Annotated in this window: 16 protein-coding genes; 9 read left to right on the top strand and 7 right to left on the bottom strand. The window is 72.1% G+C overall.

The window, feature by feature from the left end; genetic code table 11:
* Positions 1-127: 127 nt before the first annotated feature.
* The 3 genes from ACF08W_RS05795 to ACF08W_RS05785 all read left to right on the top strand — a co-directional run bounded on the left by ACF08W_RS05795 (position 128) and on the right by ACF08W_RS05785 (position 5,979).
* Positions 128-3,484 (top strand): S41 family peptidase, encoded by a 3,357-nt coding sequence (locus tag ACF08W_RS05795; RefSeq protein ID WP_385206827.1) that lies wholly within the window; start codon positions 128-130, stop codon positions 3,482-3,484.
* A 333-nt stretch (positions 3,485-3,817) separates the two neighbouring features.
* The gene (locus tag ACF08W_RS05790) at positions 3,818-5,365 is read left to right on the top strand and encodes a serine/threonine-protein kinase (protein WP_352276811.1); all 1,548 of its coding nucleotides are present in this window, start codon (positions 3,818-3,820) and stop codon (positions 5,363-5,365) included.
* Positions 5,366-5,574: 209 nt separating this feature from the next.
* Positions 5,575-5,979, top strand: coding sequence for a hypothetical protein (locus tag ACF08W_RS05785; protein WP_392278544.1), 405 nt, complete (start codon positions 5,575-5,577; stop codon positions 5,977-5,979).
* 173 nt (positions 5,980-6,152) lie between these two features.
* On the opposite strand, the gene ACF08W_RS05780 is transcribed toward ACF08W_RS05785, so the two are convergent.
* A complete protein-coding gene (locus ACF08W_RS05780; RefSeq protein ID WP_392278543.1) occupies positions 6,153-6,830 on the bottom strand; it encodes a hypothetical protein in 678 nt (225 codons plus the stop codon).
* Between the two features lie 316 nt (positions 6,831-7,146).
* Here ACF08W_RS05780 and ACF08W_RS05775 point away from each other — a divergent pair, with 316 nt between their 5' ends.
* The 3 genes from ACF08W_RS05775 to ACF08W_RS05765 all read left to right on the top strand — a co-directional run bounded on the left by ACF08W_RS05775 (position 7,147) and on the right by ACF08W_RS05765 (position 9,443).
* Complete coding sequence (locus ACF08W_RS05775) at positions 7,147-7,872, top strand: hypothetical protein (protein ID WP_392278542.1); 726 nt, start codon at positions 7,147-7,149, stop codon at positions 7,870-7,872.
* A gap of 224 nt (positions 7,873-8,096) precedes the next feature.
* Positions 8,097-8,807, top strand: a complete 711-nt coding sequence (locus tag ACF08W_RS05770) for a chitinase (protein ID WP_392278541.1) — start codon at positions 8,097-8,099, stop codon at positions 8,805-8,807.
* A 294-nt stretch (positions 8,808-9,101) separates the two neighbouring features.
* Positions 9,102-9,443: a lysine transporter LysE gene (locus ACF08W_RS05765; RefSeq protein ID WP_392278540.1), complete on the top strand. Its 342-nt coding sequence runs from the start codon at positions 9,102-9,104 to the stop codon at positions 9,441-9,443.
* Positions 9,444-9,483: 40 nt separating this feature from the next.
* On the opposite strand, the gene ACF08W_RS05760 is transcribed toward ACF08W_RS05765, so the two are convergent.
* Entirely contained in the window at positions 9,484-10,419 is a 936-nt protein-coding gene (locus tag ACF08W_RS05760; protein ID WP_392278647.1) for a MarR family transcriptional regulator, read from the bottom strand.
* A gap of 634 nt (positions 10,420-11,053) precedes the next feature.
* Here ACF08W_RS05760 and ACF08W_RS05755 point away from each other — a divergent pair.
* From ACF08W_RS05755 to ACF08W_RS05745, 3 genes are all read left to right on the top strand, one after another.
* Positions 11,054-11,638 (top strand): hypothetical protein, encoded by a 585-nt coding sequence (locus tag ACF08W_RS05755; RefSeq protein ID WP_392278539.1) that lies wholly within the window; start codon positions 11,054-11,056, stop codon positions 11,636-11,638.
* Positions 11,639-12,048: 410 nt separating this feature from the next.
* Positions 12,049-12,945: a helix-turn-helix domain-containing protein gene (locus ACF08W_RS05750; protein ID WP_392278538.1), complete on the top strand. Its 897-nt coding sequence runs from the start codon at positions 12,049-12,051 to the stop codon at positions 12,943-12,945.
* The gene (locus ACF08W_RS05745) at positions 12,942-13,886 is read left to right on the top strand and encodes a helix-turn-helix domain-containing protein (RefSeq protein ID WP_392278537.1); all 945 of its coding nucleotides are present in this window, start codon (positions 12,942-12,944) and stop codon (positions 13,884-13,886) included. Before ACF08W_RS05750 ends, ACF08W_RS05745 begins: the two co-directional genes overlap by 4 nt.
* 126 nt (positions 13,887-14,012) lie before the next feature.
* Here the strand turns inward: ACF08W_RS05745 and ACF08W_RS05740 are convergent, their stop codons facing one another.
* From ACF08W_RS05740 to ACF08W_RS05720, 5 genes are all read right to left on the bottom strand, one after another.
* Positions 14,013-14,468: a peptidoglycan-binding domain-containing protein gene (locus ACF08W_RS05740; protein WP_385206853.1), complete on the bottom strand. Its 456-nt coding sequence runs from the start codon at positions 14,466-14,468 to the stop codon at positions 14,013-14,015.
* Positions 14,469-14,754: 286 nt separating this feature from the next.
* A complete protein-coding gene (locus ACF08W_RS05735; protein WP_385206855.1) occupies positions 14,755-14,985 on the bottom strand; it encodes a hypothetical protein in 231 nt (76 codons plus the stop codon).
* Positions 14,986-15,070: 85 nt separating this feature from the next.
* Positions 15,071-15,964: an SDR family oxidoreductase gene (locus ACF08W_RS05730; protein ID WP_385206858.1), complete on the bottom strand. Its 894-nt coding sequence runs from the start codon at positions 15,962-15,964 to the stop codon at positions 15,071-15,073.
* Positions 15,961-16,980 (bottom strand): alpha/beta fold hydrolase, encoded by a 1,020-nt coding sequence (locus ACF08W_RS05725; protein ID WP_392278536.1) that lies wholly within the window; start codon positions 16,978-16,980, stop codon positions 15,961-15,963. The genes ACF08W_RS05730 and ACF08W_RS05725 overlap by 4 nt, the downstream gene beginning before the upstream one ends.
* Positions 16,977-18,509, bottom strand: coding sequence for an NAD(P)/FAD-dependent oxidoreductase (locus ACF08W_RS05720; RefSeq protein ID WP_352278222.1), 1,533 nt, complete (start codon positions 18,507-18,509; stop codon positions 16,977-16,979). Before ACF08W_RS05720 ends, ACF08W_RS05725 begins: the two co-directional genes overlap by 4 nt.
* Positions 18,510-18,677: the final 168 nt, after the last annotated feature.

The following is an 18,677-nucleotide window of genomic DNA, read 5'->3' as shown; positions in this document are numbered from 1 at the left end:
TCCGCACCACAGGCGACGCGCACCGTGGGGCCGCGACCGCGTTCCCCGCCGCGCTCCGGCCCACCGCGCTCCGACACACCACGCACCAGGAGTTGCCGGGGCCGTTGAGCGCGGAAAGCATGGGAGGGTGAGTGACGACGTCGCGTATCTCCGTTTCCCGCACCTCCACGACGATCTGCTGTGCTTCGCGGCCGAGGACGACCTCTGGGTCGCCCCTCTCGCGCCCGAGGGACAGCGGCCCGGCCGCGCCTGGCGGCTCACCGTCGACCGGACCAGGGTCGGCCACCCGCGCTTCTCCCCGGACGGCAGCCGGATCGCGTACACGAGCTGGCGCAGCCTCGACCCGGAGATCCATCTCGTGCCGGTCGACGGCGGACCGGCCCGCCGGCTCACCTACTGGGGTTCGACCGACACGCGGGTCTGCGGCTGGACCCCCGACGCCGGGGACGCCGCACAGCTCCTGGCCGTGTCCTCGCACAGCCAGCCGTTCTCGTACGTCTCCTGGGCCTACAGCGTCCCCACCGACGGCAGCCCCGGCGGCAAGCTGCCCTGGGGCCCGGTCTCCGACATCGCGGTCAGCGACGTGGACGGCGAACGGCGCACCCTGCTGCTCACCGGCACCCCGCCGCACGAACCGGCCGCCTGGAAGCGGTACCGGGGCGGCGCGACCGGCCGGCTCTGGCTGCACGGCAAGCGGCTGCTGCCGGACATCGGCGGCCACCTCGCCTCCCCGATGTTCGTCGGCGGCCGGATCGCCTTCCTCTCCGACCACGAGGGCGTCGGCAACCTGTACTCCTGCCGCCACGACGGCACCGACCTGCGCCGCCACACCGACCACGACGCCTTCTACGCCCGCCACGCCTCCAGCGACGGCCACCGCGTCGTCTACCAGTGCGCGGGCGAGCTGTGGCTGGTGGACGACCTGGCCTCGCCGGACGCGGTCCCCCGGAAGCTGGAGGTCCGGCTCGGCGGTCCGCGCACCGGGCGGCGCCCCTACCAGGTGCCCGCCGCCAGCCACGTCGACTCGCTCTCCGTGGACGAGACGGGCCGGGCCAGCGCTGTCACCGTGCGCGGCAGCCTCTACTGGCTCACCCACCGCGACGGCCCCGCCCGCACCATCGCCGACACCCCGGGCGTCCGCGTCCGGCTGCCGGAGATGCTGGGCAGCAGCGGCCGGGTCGCGTACGTGACGGACGCCGAGGGCGAGGACGCCGTCGAGATCGCGTACCTGCCGCGCGCCAGCGGCGACCGCGCGCCGCACAGGCTGGCCTCCGGGCGGATCGGCCGGGTGCACGAGATGGTCGCCGACCCGGAGGGCGAACGGCTGGCCATCGCCACCGACGACGGCCGCCTGCTGCTCCTGGAGACGGGCGAGGAGGCCATGGCGGCGGACGGCGCGGGGGATGTCACCGCCGAGGGCGCCCCGGTGGCCGGGGTCGCGGCCCCGGCCACCGCCCCCGGCGAACCCACCGAGCTGATCCGCTCCATCAACGGCCCCGTCCGCGACCTGGCGTTCTCCCCGGACGGCGCCTGGCTCACCTGGTCGCACCCCGGCATCGGCCGCTCCCTGCGCCAGATCAAGCTGGCCCGCATCCTGGGCACCGGCGCCCCGGTGATCGTCGACGTCACCAACGGCCGGTTCGAGGACGAGAACCCGGTCTTCACCGGCGACGGCCGCTATCTCGCCTTCCTCTCCTGGCGCGGCTTCGACCCGGTGTACGACGTCCACACCGGCGACCTCTCCTTCCCGCTGGGCTGCCGCCCCTACCTCGTGCCGCTCTCCTCCGCCACACCCTCCCCCTTCGCCCTCTCCCCGGAGGGGCGCCCGGCGGCGGGCGGGCTCGACCCGGCCGACGACCTCCCGGAGACGGGCGAGGGCACGGTGCCGGTCACCGTCGAGTTCGAGGGGCTGGAGAACCGGGTGACGCCCTTCCCGGTCTCCGCGTCGAAGTACTCGGCCCTGTACCCGGTGAGCGGCGGCGGACTGGTCTGGCTGCGCTGGCCGATCTCCGGCGCACTCGGCGAGACCTTCGCCAACCCGTCGGACATGTCGGGCCGCCCCACCCTCGAACACTTCAACATCTCCAAGGCCAGGAAGACCGAACTCGTCGCCCACCTCGACTGGTTCGCGGTCAGCGGCGACGCGACCCGGCTGGTCGTCATGGACGAGGGCGAGCTGCGCGCGGTCCCCGCCACCGAGCCCGGCGACGGCGACTCGACCGTCTACCTGGACCTGCGCCGCATCCTCCACGAGGTCGACCCGGCGGCGGAGTGGCGCCAGGCGTACGCCGAGGCCGGCCGCATCATCCGCGCGTACTTCTGGGAACCGGACATGTGCGGCATCGACTGGGACGCCGTGCTCGACCAGTACCGCCCGCTGCTCGACCGGGTCGCCTCCCCCGACGACTTCGCCGATCTGCTCCGCGAGGTCCTGGGCGAGCTGGGCACCTCGCACGCGTACGTGTCCCCGGCCCGCCGCAACGAGGGCCCGCCGCACTACCAGCGGGCCATCGGCCTGCTCGGCGCCAACCTGGTCTGCCGGGACGGCGCGTGGACGGTCCGCCGCATCCTGCCCGGCGACTCCTCCGACTCCAAGGCCCGTTCCCCACTGGCCGGTACGGGCATCCGGGAGGGCGCCGTCCTCACCCATGTGGACGGCCGCCCCGTCGACCCGGTCGCCGGCCCGTACCCGCTGCTCACGGCGGCGGGCGGCACCACCGTCGAGCTGACCTTCCGCCCGGCGGAGGGCGGCGGGCGGCCCCGCCGGGTCGCGATCGTCCCGCTGGTCGACGAACGCCCGCTGCGCTACCAGGACTGGGTCGCCAAACGCCGCGAGGTCGTGCGGGAGTTGAGCGGCGGCAAGTGCGGCTACCTGCACATCCCGGACATGGGCGGATCGGGCTGGGCGCAGTTCAACCGGGACCTGCGCATGGAGGTGTCGCGCCCCGCGCTGATCGTCGACGTACGGGGCAACGCGGGCGGACACATCAGCGAGTTGGTGGTGGAGAAGCTCACCCGCACCATCCTCGGCTGGGACCTGACCCGCAACGCCCAGCCGGTCAGCTACGCCTCCAACGCGCCCCGGGGCCCGGTGGTCGCCCTGGCCGACGAGGCGACCTCCTCGGACGGCGACATGATCACCGCCGCGTTCCGCCTGCTGAAGCTCGGCCCGGTGGTCGGCCAGCGGACCTGGGGCGGGGTGGTCGGCATGACCGGCCGGACCCGGCTGGGCGACGGCACGGTGATCACCGTGCCGATGAACGCGGCCTGGTTCGACACGTACGGGTGGTCCGTCGAGAACCACGGCGTCGAACCGGATCTGGAGGCCCTGCGCACCCCGCTCGACTGGGCCGAGGGCCGTTACGCGGTGCTCGACGACGCGGTCCGCGTCGCCCTGGACCTGCTGGCCGCCCAACCGGCGGCGGCCCCGCCAACGTACGAGGACGTCCCGGACCGCCGCCGCCCGCCCCTGCCCCCGAGATAGCCCGAGGTGACCGGGGGTGCCGGGGGCGTTTCGCGACGGCCCGGGTCGGCCGCTCGACGGCCCGGGACAGCCCGCGGCGGGTCTGCGGCGGTCTGCGGCCGGCCCGACCGGAAGCCCCCTTCCGAACCGGCCCGGTTCCGGCCCCACCCGGCCCCGTTCGATCCCATCCGATCCGTTTCGGACAGAAGGCCCCGGCCCAGCGGAATCCGATGCTCCGCTCCGGGCCGGGGCCTTCCGCGTCCTGTCCACATCGCCCCGGAACGGGTGACATGATCGGGTTGGGTGATTCGCCACGAGCGGAGAGCCACACGATCAGGACCGGGGAGGACCGTGATGCGCGATCAACTCCTGGGAAACCGCTACCGCCTGGTGCGTCAGCTCGGCGAGGGCGGCATGGGGGAGGTCTGGGAGGCACAGGACGAGACCCTGGACCGCCGGGTCGCGGTCAAGGTGATCTCCCTGCTCGCCGGGGGCGGCAGCCGTGGCAGCGAGGCGCGGGCCCGCTTCCTGCGCGAGGCCCGGATCACCGCCGGCCTCCAGCACCCGAACGTGGTGACCGTCCACGACCTCGGCGAGAGCGGTACGGAGAACGGCGACGCCCCGTTCCTGGTGATGGAGTTGCTCCAGGGCGAGACCCTGGAGACCAAGCTGGGCCGGGGCCCCGTCCCGCTGGTCGCGGCGGCCCGCTGGGGTGCCCAGGTGTGCGACGCGCTGGCCGAGGCGCACGCGGCGGGCGTCATGCACCGGGACATCAAGCCGTCCAACATCGTCATCACCGACGCCGGGACGGTGAAGGTCCTCGATTTCGGGGTGGCCCGCGCCGCCGACCCGTACGCGACCTCCGACCGGCTCACCCGCACGGGTGTCATCGTGGGCACGCCCCCGTACATGGCGCCCGAGCAGGCCCGGGGCCGCCCGGTGCCGGGCAGCGACCTGTACGCGCTGGGCTGTCTGCTCTTCGAACTCATCACGGGGCGGCTGCCGTTCGACGCCCCGGACGCGATGGGGTTCCTCACCGCCCACCTCAGCCAGGACCCGCCCGCCCCGAGCTCGGTGGCCCCGGGCATCCCGGCGCCCTGGGACGACCTCGTCCTCACCCTCCTCCACAAGGACCCGGACGAGCGGTACGCGTCCGCCGCCGAGGTGGCCCTCGCGCTGCGCCGTCTGGACCGTGTGCCCGGTCCGGCGGCCGCCCCGACCTCCGACTCCCTCGCCCCGTCGCTGCCGACGCTGAGATATCCGCCGTCCCGGCCCACTCCGTCGCCCGCCCGGCCCAGGAACCCGATCCCGGCCGGTACCTGGCGCGCGGCCGGGGTCTGGCTCCTGGTGGTGATGGTGAGCACCCCGCTGGCGGTGGGCAACACGAACGGGGTCGGGGACGCCCGGGACATCTCCTCCGCCGTCGGCATGATCACCCTGGCCACCGCCGTGTTCATCAGCTACGTGGTGCTCGCGGTGCCCGGCGGGGCGGGGGTGCAGCTCCTCGACTGGCGGGCCAAGGCGGCGGCGCTCTTCCGCTTCCTCCCGCCGACCCTTCTGTTCGGCGCCTACGTCACGGCGGCCGCGCCGAACGCCGAGTTCCACCCGTACATCACCAGCGCCGGTTCCTCGGCCGCCCTGGCGGGGCTGCTGGTGCTGGCCGCCGCCCTCACCCCCCGCTCGGGGCGGGGGACGCGCGGGGTGGGCTATGTGTTCCTGGGGCTCAACGCCGCAGCCGTGTTCAACACGGAGATCCTGGTGCTGATGGACGTACGGTTCCCGTATCTCGCGCTGGTCCCGCCGCTGACGGTCAGCCTGGGCGTGACGGTCCTGGCCATCGCCCTGTTCCGCGTACGCGAGACCGCCACCCGCCGCATGGGCCACCAGCCGGACACCGCGTAGCCGGGCGCCGATCCCAGGCCGAGGAAAGCGCCAACTTCCGCGTTGGTCACGGCCGTTGCGCGAACGCCGTCAGCGTGACGTCAGCCCGGCGTGAGCGAAAGGCACGCGGCACGTCAGCGGCGGCGTGCAGGGTGAGGCCCGCCGCCCGGTCCGGACCCCCCTGCCGGACCGGGCGGACACCCACCCGAACACGCTGGGAGAGATGTGCAATGAAGAGACTCAAGGCAGCCGTCGTGGCGGCCGCCGTCGTCGCGGGCACGGCCGTCGCCGCCACGCCGGCCCACGCGCTGAGCTACTGCAACGTGGGCAGCGGCACCATCATCTGCGAGTACGGCATCGCCAGCTACCGCCCGTCCAGCGGTCGCATGTACCAGTTCGCCATCGGCACCGACCGCGCCGCCTACGTCCGCTGGGAGAACGGTTCCGGCGGCTGGACCAACTGGAGCTCCATGGGCGGCGAGTGGCGCAGCGGCGTGATCGTACGCAACCAGCAGCTTCCGGGCCAGGTCGAGTTCGGCATCATCGCCACGGGCACGGACAATCTGCAATGGGTCAACTGGTACATGGTCGGGAGCAACTGGACCGGCTGGGGACACCTGCCCGACCCGGTGTGACCGGTTACGGCTCTCTCCCCTCAGGGTCCCCTCCGGACCGGGAGCGGTGCTGCCAGAATCCGCACCATGACGGGGGCCGGGACCGGGAAGGTCTTCGAACGGGCCGTCGCCGCACTGCGGGAGGGCAGCGCCTGACCGCCCTCGGCCCCGCTGACCGTTGACCGCTGCTCCGGTCAGCCGGTGGCCTTCCGGCTGAGCAGCGCCTGTAGGCGTTCGGCCTGGAAGAGGGCGAACTCCGATGCCTCACGGACCTGGTTCGGCCCGCCGGCCTCCACGGAGACCTCGGCGAGGACCGTTCCGACGCGGAAGACGACGACGTTGTCCGTGCCGCCGCTCGCGGTGCGCGTGAAGTACTGCGACTCGTTCCCGGCCGCCGCGCCCTGGGACTTCACCTCGCCCTCGCCACCGGCCGCCGCGGCCGCGAACCGGGCGCGCGCGTGCTCGATGCTGTCGTATGACTCCAGGCCCGAGTGGGTGACCACCCCGGCGGCGTCCTTGTACTCCCCCGTGGCGGTGAACAGCGCACCGGAGCAGGGAATCGGGTCGATCAGGCAGTCGTCCTCGGCGTCGTCCACCGGGTCGGCCCGGAGCGCGTCGGCACCGCCCGACGTCGACCATCCCTCGATGAGCTCGCCGCGCGCGGGAAGCATCTGCTTCAACTCGTCCGCGCCCCGCAGCACGACGTCCGGATCGGCCATGGGCGTCGAGGACTCCGCGGGCCGCGACGGCGACGGCTTGGCGGCAGGCGGCGGTGCGGGGTCGGCCCCCGTGTCCGAGCCACCGCCACACGCCGTCAGCCCCATCAGCGCCGCCGCCGTCACCACCGCCACGCGCACGTACCCGGCCTTCATGCAATCCCCCGTCCGTGTATGAACCATCAACGGCAACTACGTTCCCACGAACGCCCGTTACGGCGGGACTTCGCTTCCCCTTCCCTGCACTTCCCGGCCTTCGGCGCGCCGGCCCCGCCCCTCACGCGAGGGGGCCCGGCCATCCACCTTTCGTTGCCACCCGTGACGAACACGTCACACACTGCCGCGCGGACCTCTACCGTTGAAGCATTTCTTGCCCCTTGTTCTATCTCCCTCGTCCCTCGTCCGCGGAGCACGGCACATGTGAAGGCGGACCGGTCGAGGAATCCCGAACCCGCAACACCCCGGAGAGTCGATGAACGAGCTGGAACAGATCAACGTCGCATGGGACCGGATCGAGGCGTGGCTGGGGCGGCATGCGCCCCGGACGCTGTACTCGCTGGACGACCCGGTCGACGAGGGGGTCCTGCGCGAGGCGCAGCGGATGCTCGGCCTACGGTTCACGCCCGCCATCGTGGCGTCCTTACGGCGACACGACGGGGCCTCGGCGTTTCTGCCCATGGAGCCGCCGACCTCGGACGAGGCCGTGTTCTTCCTGCCCACCGGATGCCGTCCGCTCTCCGTGGTGGAGATGATGATCGGCACCTACAAGCTGCGCTCCCTGGAGGCCGAGGACGGGGAGGGCGCCGCGATGTGGGAGCACGGCTTCGCCCCGATCGCCATGGACACCACCACCAACCACTGCCACTTCATCGACTGCCGGTCCACCTACGAAACCCACGGCCGCCTCGGCACGTTCACCCCCGAGTCCGGTGTGGAGTTCACCGAGCCGGGCAGCATCGGCGCGCTCTTCCTCGCTGCCGCCGAGGCACTTGAGGCGGGGAAGGGGCGGCTGATCGACCGGCACGGCCGGGAGGTCGACGAGGAGGATCCGGGCACCGTGTCGTTCAGGGAGCGCGCGCTGATCTGGGGAGAGCCCAGGCCGCCCATCCCCGACGTGATCGAGGAACTCGACGGTCCCGGCGGGTACGGCGGGACCGGCGGGTACGGCGGGACCGGCGTGCCGGGCGAAGCCGCCTGAGGCCCGTCACCCGCTCCGGTTCCTCTGCCGGGTGCGTCCTGGCGGGCGGCTGGTGACCGCCCTGTTCACCGATTGGCCCGAAGCCGCGTCAGCTCTGTGTATGCCTGTGGCACGTGCGGGTGGTTTCGGGCCTTCGTTGTGTTGAGCCTCGGGATCGGCGAACACGATGACCTAGGTGGTTCACACCTGAATCTCCAACGCCCACTGCCGAACCGAGGAACACGATGAAGCTCTCCCGCACTCTGTCGATGATGGCCTCAGCCACCGTTCTCGGCACGCTCGCTCTGGCCGGTCAGGCGTCATCGGCCTCCGCCGACTCCTTCGTGGTCAGCGAGGCCCAGTTCAACCAGATGTTCCCGTCGCGCAACGCCTTCTACACGTACAGCGGTCTCACCGCTGCTCTGGGCGCGTATCCGCAGTTCGCCAACTCGGGCAGCGACACCATCCGCAAGCGTGAGGCGGCGGCGTTCCTCGCCAACGTCAGCCACGAGACGGGTGGGCTGAAGTACATCGTCGAGCAGAACACCGCCAACTACCCGCACTATTGCGACACGTCGCAGCCCTACGGCTGCCCGGCCGGCCAGGCCGCCTACTACGGGCGGGGCCCGATCCAGCTGAGCTGGAACTTCAACTACAAGGCCGCCGGGGACGCGCTCGGCATCGACCTGTTGAACGACCCCTCCAAGGTGGAGAAGGACCCGACGGTCGCCTGGAAGACCGGCCTCTGGTTCTGGAACACGCAGTCCGGCGCCGGAACGATGACCGCGCACGACGCCATCGTCAACGACAAGGGCTTCGGCGAGACCATCCGCAGCATCAACGGCGCCCTGGAGTGCAACGGCAACAACCCGGACCAACGCGACGACCGGATCAACCTGTACAAGCAGTTCGCCTCCGTGCTGGGCACCGACCCGGGCGGCAACCTCTCCTGCTGAGAAGCTGCGGGTAGTCCGACGGATTCTCCGGCTGCACGGGCCGGTGCCTCACGGCGCCGGTCCGTTCCGATGTTCCCCGTCGTTTCCCACGCGCGGGACGCGGCGGTGCGGGAGGCGGTGCGCGGCACCGGCATCTACACGGCAAGCGAGCGTCTCCGGCTCGTGGGGCCGCCACAGGTCGCGCCAACGGCGCCTGGTTGGCTTTGACCACGACAACGGGCTCTGGCTCAGTTTTCGTTCAGTGGCCATGATGAGTAAGGGTGACGCCTCATCTTTCCGATGAAGGGATAAGCAGTGCCTCTCAGAGACCGCAGGGCAGCGAAAGGCATCGGCGACTTCCTGATCGACACAGTGGGAGAGGCCGTCGCCGAGGTGATCCTCAGCCTGCTCGCCTGCGCGCTGCTGGGCGGTCTAGCTCTCATCGCCTACCTGAGCTGGTCCTTCAGTCCACGCTTGACCCTCGCAGGGGCCGGCCTGCTCAGCCTCGTCCTCGCCCACGGTGCCTGGCGGACCTTCCGTCCTCCCACGAAGGGCCGCCGTCGCGGCCTCGCCGCCGTGACCGCTTTCGGCTTCACCGCGGCCGCTGCAACGGCCCTGTTCCTGCTGCTCTACGCCACGGACTGCGACTGTCTGTGAGACCGCCTGGCTCCTTGTACTCAGTCGTCCGTGAGCGAAGTCATGGCGTTGCTTCAGGGGTGGGGTCGGGTTCGCGGCAGGGGCGGCAGAGTCCGTCGCGGAAGGCTTCGGGCCTTCCCGGTACGCCGCACTCGGTGCACTCCGGCATCACCCGGCGCACCGGGGCCTCCGCCGGTGCGGGCGGAGCGGGCGTCGCGGGCAGACTCGGCGGAAGCTTGTCCTGAAGGCGGCGGCGGACCAGGCCGAAGGGAGAGCCGACCGCGTCGGGAAGCCCGGCGGTCAGGGCCCGGGTCAGGTAGTCGGCGTCCACACCCCGGGCGAACCACTCGGCCACCAGCCCCTCCAACCCCGCACAGTCCGCCGCCGAAAGCGCCAGGCGGGAGTCCACCCGCCCCAACCGCGCCAGGGCCGCGAACGCGGGCGAGGGAACACCACCATGCGACTGCGGCTGCGGCTGGACCGGGGGCACCGGCTCCGCCGCACGCGGCTGCGGGACCTGCGCGGCAGGTGCGGGCACGGAAGCGGAGGCGGGGGCGGGCGTCGAAGGGGCGGCGGGGGCCTGGGGGTTGGGCTGTTGGGTGGCTCGGTCGTTCTCGGCGGCGAGGAAGGTGGTCCACCACTCGTTGTCGTGGGCGACCCGCGACCAGAACGTGCGCGTGACCCAACGGACCTGACCGTCCTCGATGCTCACGCAACGACCCCGGCGAAGATGCCCGGCCACACTCAGCGCCCGTAACGCACTGCCCACCGCCATCTGCCCGTACAACGGCAGAGACTTCGCAAGCGACTTGATATCCATCGCCGCACCCTCCGCCAGGGCCGTCACGTATCCGGCGATGTGCCGTTCACGCACCGGCAACGACGCGAAGTCGGCCTCACACGGCGGTCGTTCCTCGGGGACGGAACGCTTCCCGTAACCCGGCCTCGCCTTCGGCGGGGCAACGCGCGGAGCTGCGGGCGCACAAGGGTCGGAGATAAGCTCGGAAACAGCCACGGGATCGTCTTTCTAATCGGGTGCGATCTTGCGGTCAGACCCCGGGCAGTGCGCTAACACTGTGCCGGGGTCGTTTCGTTCGCACCGTAAGCGGGCGCGACTCTGCGCCGCAACTCGATCACAATTAGTCATACTTGCTGGCCGTGACGGGTACGGGAGGGCGGGTGGGGTTTCTCCAACCCACCTAACAAACCAACCTCTTGGAACACACCGCTCGAATCCCGAAGCCCGGATCCCGGCCCACGAATCCCGAAGCTCAAGCCCCGGACCAAGGACCCACCGCGCACCCACGAAAGAGTGAACCGGCCCCCTCCCGAAGCTCGGAACCCGGAGCCCGAAGCTCAAGCCCCGGGCCGCCAGGAGAGCGCACGCCAACGCATCGCCCCGGGTACCGCCGCTGCCCGGCGACGTGCCCAGGCGTCCGGACGGGTGTTGACGGAGCCTGTCGGCGGCGGCAGGATGACCGACTGCGTGGCCTACGCCGAACCTCCCGCGACCGTCCCCGGCACGGTCTCCCATCGGAGGCAAAGGGACCAGCGTCTCAGGCCGTTGTCGCAGCCCGATCGCCTCGGGCGTGGTTGCCGGGGAGCTGTCGCTCAAGGCGTGGAAGGCAGCGATGACAGCCCGTAGCAACTTCAAGCGCCTGGTGCGCGCCCGCGCCGCAAAGACCGGCGAGTCCTACACCTCCGCCCTCAGGCACCTGCGTCCCGCGCACGCGGGAGGCGTCGGGCCCGAAGCGGAGCAGGCGAAGAGCGTGCGGCTCGCCGTGGCGCAGACCCCCGTACACGTCGACCCCCGCGACGTCGACGCGCTGCGCGAAAGCGGGCGTACGGTCCGTGCCCTGATGCGCGAGGCCAGTGCCCAGGGTGCGAGGGTCGTACATTTCCCGGAAGGAGCAGTCTGCTTCCCCGACAAGCTCGTCATGTCCGTCGACGGCCCGGACGCGGTCGGTCCGGCGGACTGGGGCCGGTGCCAGTGGTCGGTGCTCCGGGCGGAGCTGGCCGCTGTCGCCGAGTTGGCCGGTGAGCTGCGGCTGTGGACGGTGATCGCCTCCGCGCACCGCTTTAATCGCCGCCCCCAACGGCGACTGGATCGCGCGGTGCTCCTCGGGCGACGAGCCGTCGGTGGCGGTGGTGACCCTCGGCGACAGTTCCGAGGCCGCCGCCGAGTCGGTGACCTACACACGTCCCTGGCGTCGTGAGGCGCGCGCGGGCATCTATGCCGAACACCAGGTGAGCGACCCGCGCAGCGAAGACCGGACAGCGGCCTTCTAGCCAGGGCACTCCCCCGGGTGGACGGCCCCGGCGGCCGGTGCGAAGCAGACCCCCGTCCTTCTTCGCACCGGCCGCCGGTGGCGGCCTGCGGTCCTGGTCCGGAACGGGTCCGGACCAGGGCCGACAGCGACTCTGACGCACCGGATCCTCCGCCGCCAAGCCCGCTCGTGGATCAGGTGCGATGTGGGACGATACCCATCCTGACCTGCGAGGATGTCCTGTCTCAGGGTGCGATCGTGGGACGGCCCCCGCCGGCCGACACGCCACGGCTTCGTCCATGTGGCAGCGATGCCGCACTATTTACGGGCAACGGCCGGAATGCATCGGGGGGATCTGAATGCCGCGTTGGAAAGAGCTGCCTGCCGCACTGACCACAAGCGAGCATCAGCTTCTGGTCCAGCTGCGCAGGTTGAAGGACCACAGCGACCTCAGCCTCGCGGCCCTCGCGGGTCGCACCAGCTACAGCCGCTCCTCGTGGGAGCGGTACCTGAACGGGAAGAAGCCCGTACCGCGCAAGGCCGTCGAGGAGCTGGCCCAGGTCTGCGGTACGGACCCGACGCGACTCGTCGTGCTGTACGACGTCGCCGAGCGGGCCCGCGCCAAGGAGGCGGGGCGGGCGGACGAGGTCCAGGAGCCGGAGGGTCCCGGGGGCGGGGACGCGCGACGGGAAGAGGGCAGGTCTCCGGAGCCGGTCGCGGAATCGGCCACGAAGCCGGTCACGGAAGCGGTCACAGAGCCGGTCGCGGAACCGGTCGTGGAACCGGTCGTGGAGCCGTTGCGGGCGGGAGGTCCGCGTCGTGCGGGCCGTACGGTACCGCTGGGCCGGGCGATCGGCGTGGCGGTCGTGGCCGTCGCGGTGGCGTTCGGGGCCGGAATGCTGGCGAGTGGAGCCCGGAGCGGAACCGAGGTACGGGAGGCGCGCCCCGGCAGCACGGTGGCGGCCGACGCGGGATACCTGCGCGGCCAGACGTACCCGTGCGAGGTCCGGCGCAAGCACGGCGAGCTGCGGGCGGGGCACAGCGGCACCCGCGAGATGCTGCTCGACATCAACAGCACCGGCTTCGACGTGGTGGAAGCGCAGTGCCTGCTGCGCGAGAAGGGCTTCGACCCCGGCGCCACCGACGGTCTGTACGACGAACGGGCCAAGGACGCGGCCAAGAAGTTCCAGCAGGCCCACCACCTGGTCGTCGACGGGATCATCGGCCCGGACACCTGGAGAGAGCTGCGCCGATGACCGCTTCCACGGCGAGCGGGCAGTTGGCGGAGGAACTCCGTGCGATCAGGGCGCGGGCCGGGCTGAGCCTAGCCGCGCTGGCGGCCCGTACCCCGTACAGCAAATCGTCCTGGGAGCGGTACCTCAACGGGAAGAAGCCCGCGCCCCGGCAGGCGGTCGAGGCGCTGTGCGCACTCACCCGGACACCGCCCGGCAGGATGCTGGCGCTCTGGGAGCTGGCCGACGCGGAGTGGAGCGGCCGGGCCCGTCCGGTCGCCGCGCCGAGGAACGCGCCAGCGCCAGCGAGCAGCCCGGAGGACCGGCCGGAGAAGCCGGAGGACCGGCCGGAGGAGAAACCCGAGGAGAAAGAGGAGCAGAGAGAGGAGGCGGGGGACGGAGTCCGGATCAGACCGGAGGACCGGCCCCAGGAACCGGGGGACCGGCCGGAGGAGGCGCCTGCCGCCCGGTCGGGTGTGCTGTGGTGGGCGGTCGCGGTGGCGGTCGTCGGAGTCGTGGCGATGGGCGCGGCGGCGGGGGCCCTCGCCGGTGGGTCCTCCGACGAGCCGGACCGGTCCGGGCGCACGGTGGCCGCGACGGAACAGGCCGTCCGCAACCCGGGCTGCCGGGGCGGGAGTTGCGAGGGCAGGAACCCGGTCGCGATGGGCTGCGGCGGGGCCGGGATGGTCACCACCCTGGCCAGCCACACCGCCGCCGGCGGCCGCCGTCTGGAGCTCCGTCACGCCGCCCTCTGCCGTGCCGTGTGGGTACGTACCACCGGGCTGCGGCCGGGCGACAAGGTCGAGCTGTCGTTGTCGGCCGGCCGCTCCCAGCAGGTCACCGCCGTGGGCACGCGCGACGCCGGGCAGTACCTGTCGACCCCGATGGCCGCCGGGGACAGCGGGGCCGACACCCGGATCTGCCTCACCGTGCCGGGCGGCCGCCCCGAGTGCTTCACCGGCTGAGCGGACCCCCGCCGGTACGCCGGGCCCGAAGCCCCGACGCACCGGCGGACGGACGTATCAACGTGCCGATGTGCCTTCCGCCGGTCACCGCTCCCGAACGCCGGGAGCGGTGACCCGCTCAGCTACTCAGGCGGACATGAGGTAGATGGCGAACCGGGCGAACGCGGCCTGGGTGCCGGAACCGGCGATCCCGTCGATGGCGCCCGTGTACCCCCAGTAGCTCTTCAGCCAGTTCTGCATCGCCCGGATGGTGTTGGGGCCCGGGTCGCCGTCGATCGCGTCCGAGTAGCCGTAGTTCGCCTTGAGGAAGCGCTGCATCGCCTGCCAGCTTCCGTTGCCGAGCTGGCCGTCGATGGCGCCCGTGTAGCCCCAGAAGTTCCGCAGCCACATCTGGACCGCAGAGGCCGCCGAGCTGTTGAGGCCCATGTTGTTCACCGCGAGCGTGGAGACGGTCGTGGTGCTCACCGTCGCCTGCGCCTGGTGCCCGGTCGCCGCGTAGCTGGTCCCCGCTGCGGCCACGCCGCCCCCGGCGATCGCGACCGCCGTGGTCATGGTGACGAACATCCGCGTCATCCTGCGCATGTCTTGTTCCCTCCCCTTGATACGGAACCGGCCCCCCGGCCGGCTCGGGAACAAGATTGCGGGGCGGGGCGGGCGGGCCGCCATGATCGCCGGGAGACTGACGCGATCACGGGACGTCCCACCCTCCGACCTGCGGGGACGAGGGGTGCGGTGAGGGGGCGGTGGGACGGCGGGGCCGGCCGGGACATGCGGAAGGGGCGCGCCCGGTCACCCCGGACACCGACAGTGTCCGGTCACCCCGGGAGCGCCCCTCACCGACAGACCCGACAGACCCGCCGGACCTGCCTCAGCGGTCGTCGCGGCGGTCGCGGAGGTCGTCCATCGCGTCGGTCGCCCGGTCGCGGCCCCGCCGCACGGTGTCCGAAGCCTGGTCGGACGGGTTCTTCATCCGCTCCTGGGCCTCGTCGCTCGTCCGGTCCTGGCCCTTGTCGTTGCCCTGACCGCTCTGCCCGGCCCGCTTCTTCGCCTCATCGGCGAGCTGCTGCGCCTTGTCCTTGAACTGGTCTGCGATACCCATGCGGGGTCACTCCTCGTGGTGCGTGGGGGACGGTCCATGAGGACCGCGTTCAGCGTCGCAGCCCCCGCCGGGCACCGCATGTCGATCACTTACGCTGCGTGTCCGCCGCCCGCGCGTCCTGGTCGGCGGCGCCTCCGGCGCCCACCAGCCCCTTGCCGATGCTGTTCAGCCGCGGGGCGAACTTCCGTACTTCCCGCTGGCCGACGACCCCTATCAGCGTGGGCAGGTAGCCGCGTACCGACTGCATCCCGCGCAGCCACCACTGCGCGTACACGTGCGGGGCGCGGCGCTCGATGCCCGCAACGATCCGGTCGACGGCGGGCCCCAGCGGGTACGTGCGGTTCGCCGGGAAGGGCAGCCGCTGGCGCAACTCCCGCATCACGTCGTCCTGGTCGGCGCCGCGCACCATGTCCGTGTCGGTCCAGGACAGGTAGCCGACCCCCACCTTCACACCCCGGTAGCCGACCTCGGCGCGCAGACAGTGCGCGAACGCCTCCACGCCCGACTTCGACGCGCAGTACGCCGTCATCATCGGGGCCGGGGTCATCGCGGCCAGCGAGGCGATCTGGAGGAAGTAGCCCCGGCTCTCCATGAGCACCGGCAGGAAGGCCCGCCCGGTCACCGCGCCACCGATCAGGTTGACCTCGATGACCCGCCGCCAGGCGTCCGGGTCCGAGTCGACGAACGGTCCGCCCGCCGCGACCCCGGCGTTGGCGACGACGACGTCGATCTTCCCGAACCGCTCCTTGACCTCCTGGGCGACGCGCGCCATCGCCTCGTGGTCCGTGACGTCCGCGAACCAGTGGTCGCTCTCCGTGTGGAGCCGCTCGGAGACCTTCTTCAGCTCGTCCGGCTCCAGGCCGACCAGGGCGACCTTGGCGCCGCGCGCCGAGAGCTTGCGGGCCAGCAGCTCCCCCACGCCCCGTGCCGCGCCGGTGACGACGACGACCTGTCCTTCGAGACTCCGCCTGCCGCTCATGCGACCTCCTCCTTCTCGGCCGTGCCGTCCGTGCCGTCCGTACCGTCCGCGCTCTTCGTAGCGCCCGTGCCGCTCGTGCCGCTCGTGTTCTTGCCCGTGTCCGTGCCGGGGATGCCTGCCGGGAGGTACGCGGCGGCCAGTTCCCGGATCTTCTCGGTGACCGCTTCCGGCGCCTCCACGGGGGTCATGTGGCCCAGGCCCGTCAGTTCGGTGAGGCCCAGGCCGTCGGGGAGCGCCGCCGCGATGGCGCGGGCGTGCCCGATGGGCGTCAGCCGGTCCGCGGTGCCCGCGACCACGGCCGTGGGCACCCTCAGCTCCCGTACGCCCGCGTCGAGATCGAGGTCGGCGAGGACCTTGCCCCAGGCTGACCTGGCCGCCCTCGGGCAGGCGTGCACGATCCGGGCGCAGAGGGCGACGCGCTCCGGGGGCGCCCCCGCTCCCATCGTGGCGTACTTGAGCACCCGGCGGGTAATCGGAGTGACCGGGCCGAGCGGGGCGGCGGCCGCGAGGATCGCCCGGGTGCCGGCGGTCCGGGCCTTGCCGGCCGGGAGCGGGAGCACGGTCGACGCGTCGGGCAGCCGTGAGCTGCCGGTGCTGCACAGGAGTACGGCGGCGGCGTGTTCGCGCAGCCCGTCCCGGCGGGCGGCGGCCATGACCGTCATACCGCCCATGGAGTGCCCGGCGATCACCGCCTTGCGCCCCGGTCCGAGGGTGGCGGCGAGCACGGCTTCGAGGTCGTCGGCGAGGGCGTCGGTGCTGTACCCGCCGGGGGCGGCGGCCGGGGAGCCGCCGTGGCCGCGCTGGTCGTAGGCGACGACCCGGTGGTCCGGCGAGAGGGCCCTGATCTGCGCGTCCCAGAAGCGGGTGCTGCACGTCCAGCCGTGCGCGAGGACCACGGTGGGGGCGTCCTGCGGTCCGTGCACCTCGACGTGGATGCGGGCGCCGTCGGCCGAGCGCACGGTCAGCTCGCGCTCCGGTACGGGCGGGGCGTCGACGCGTCGCAGCAGGCGGCTCATCCCACGACCTCCTCGGTGCGCGGGGTCCCCTCCGCGCCGGCGGCGGGCTCCTGCTTCGGGGGGCGTACGACCTGGTACTCCGCGAGGTCGACCGTGCGGGTGGCGCGGCGGAAGTCGGCGGTGGTGCCGGGCCAGACGGTGGTGTTGCGGCCGTTGGCGTCCAGGTACCAGCTGTCGCAGCCGCCGGTGTTCCAGACGGTGCGCCGCATCCGGTCCTGCACGCGGCGGTTCCAGGCGCCGAGCGCAGAGGGGCGGGCGTCGAGGGCGACCCGGCCGCCGAGCACGTCCAACTGGCGTACGTAGTCGGCGAGATAGTTCAGCTGGGACTCGATCATCAGGATCATCGAGGAGTTCCCGAGGCCGGTGTTCGGGCCGATGATCGAGAGCCAGTTGGGGAAGCCGGAGACGGTGGCGCCGCGCAGCGACTGCACCCCGTCCTTCCAGTGCTCGGCGAGGGTGATGCCCTCGGCGCCCACCACGCGCTCGGCGATCGGCATGTCCGTGACGTGGAAGCCGGTGCCGAAGATGATGACGTCGGCCTCGGTCTCCGTACCGTCGGAGGCGACGAGGGTGGAGCCGCGCACCTCGGTCAGGCCGGCGGCCACCACGTCCGTGTTGGGCTGCGCGAGCGCCGGATAGTACGTGTTGGAGAGCAGGATGCGCTTGCAGCCGATGCGGTACGAGGGGGTGAGCTTGGCCCGCAGCGCCGGGTCCTTGATCGCCCGCGCCATGTTGCCCTTGGCTATCTTCTCGACCAGGCCCAGCTCGTTCGGGTGCTTGGTGAAGGCGCCGACCTGCAACTCCCGGATGCCCCAGAGCAGTCCGCGGCGGGCGGTGCCGGTGACGGGCAGGGTGCGGTGCAGCCAGCGCTCGACGCCGCTGATCTTCCGGTCCATCCGCGGCATGACCCAGGGCGGGGTGCGCTGGAAGAGGGTGAGGCGGCCGACCTTCGGCTGGATCGCCGGGACGATCTGGATGGCGGAGGCGCCGGTGCCGACGACGGCGACGCGCTTGCCGGTCAGGTCGGTGTCATGGTCCCAGCGGGCCGAGTGGAAGACCTTGCCGGGGAAGTCGGCGAGGCCGGGTATGTCCGGCATCTTCGGGTCGGAGAGCGGTCCGCAGGCGGAGACCACGAGGTCGGCGGTGAGGGTGGTCCCGTTGGCCGTCTCGATGACCCAGCGCAGCTCCGTACCGTCCCAGCGCATGACGGTGACCTCGTGGCCGAGCCGGATGTGCGGGCGCAGCCCGAAGGTGTCCGCGACGTGCTCCAGGTACGCGCGGATGTGCCGCTGCCCGGAGAAGGTGCGCGGCCAGTCGGGGTTGGGCGCGAAGGAGAACGAGTAGAGGTGGGACGGGACGTCGCAGGCGCAGCCCGGATAGCTGTTGTCGCGCCAGGTGCCGCCGACCGAGTCGGCGCGTTCCAGGACGACGAAGTCCGTGATGCCTTCGCGGCGCAGCCGGACCGCGGCCCCCAGGCCCCCGAATCCGGATCCGATCACCGCCACCCGTACGTGCTCGTGCTGGGCCATGCTGCCGCCTCCTGCGGTACGTCACACGACTCTGCCAGCAATCACTGGCAATATCGGGAGCGTAGAGCAGCTCCGTACCGATGGGTAGGGGTACGACGGGGGAAAGTTACCGGCGGTACAACATAGGGTGCGGGTGTGGCCGAAGGACGCGAGAGGCGCGACGAGCAG

Source organism: Streptomyces sp. NPDC015144 (genome assembly GCF_043079735.1).
GTDB lineage: Bacteria > Actinomycetota > Actinomycetes > Streptomycetales > Streptomycetaceae > Streptomyces.
This window is presented reverse-complemented; position numbering and strand designations above follow the sequence as displayed.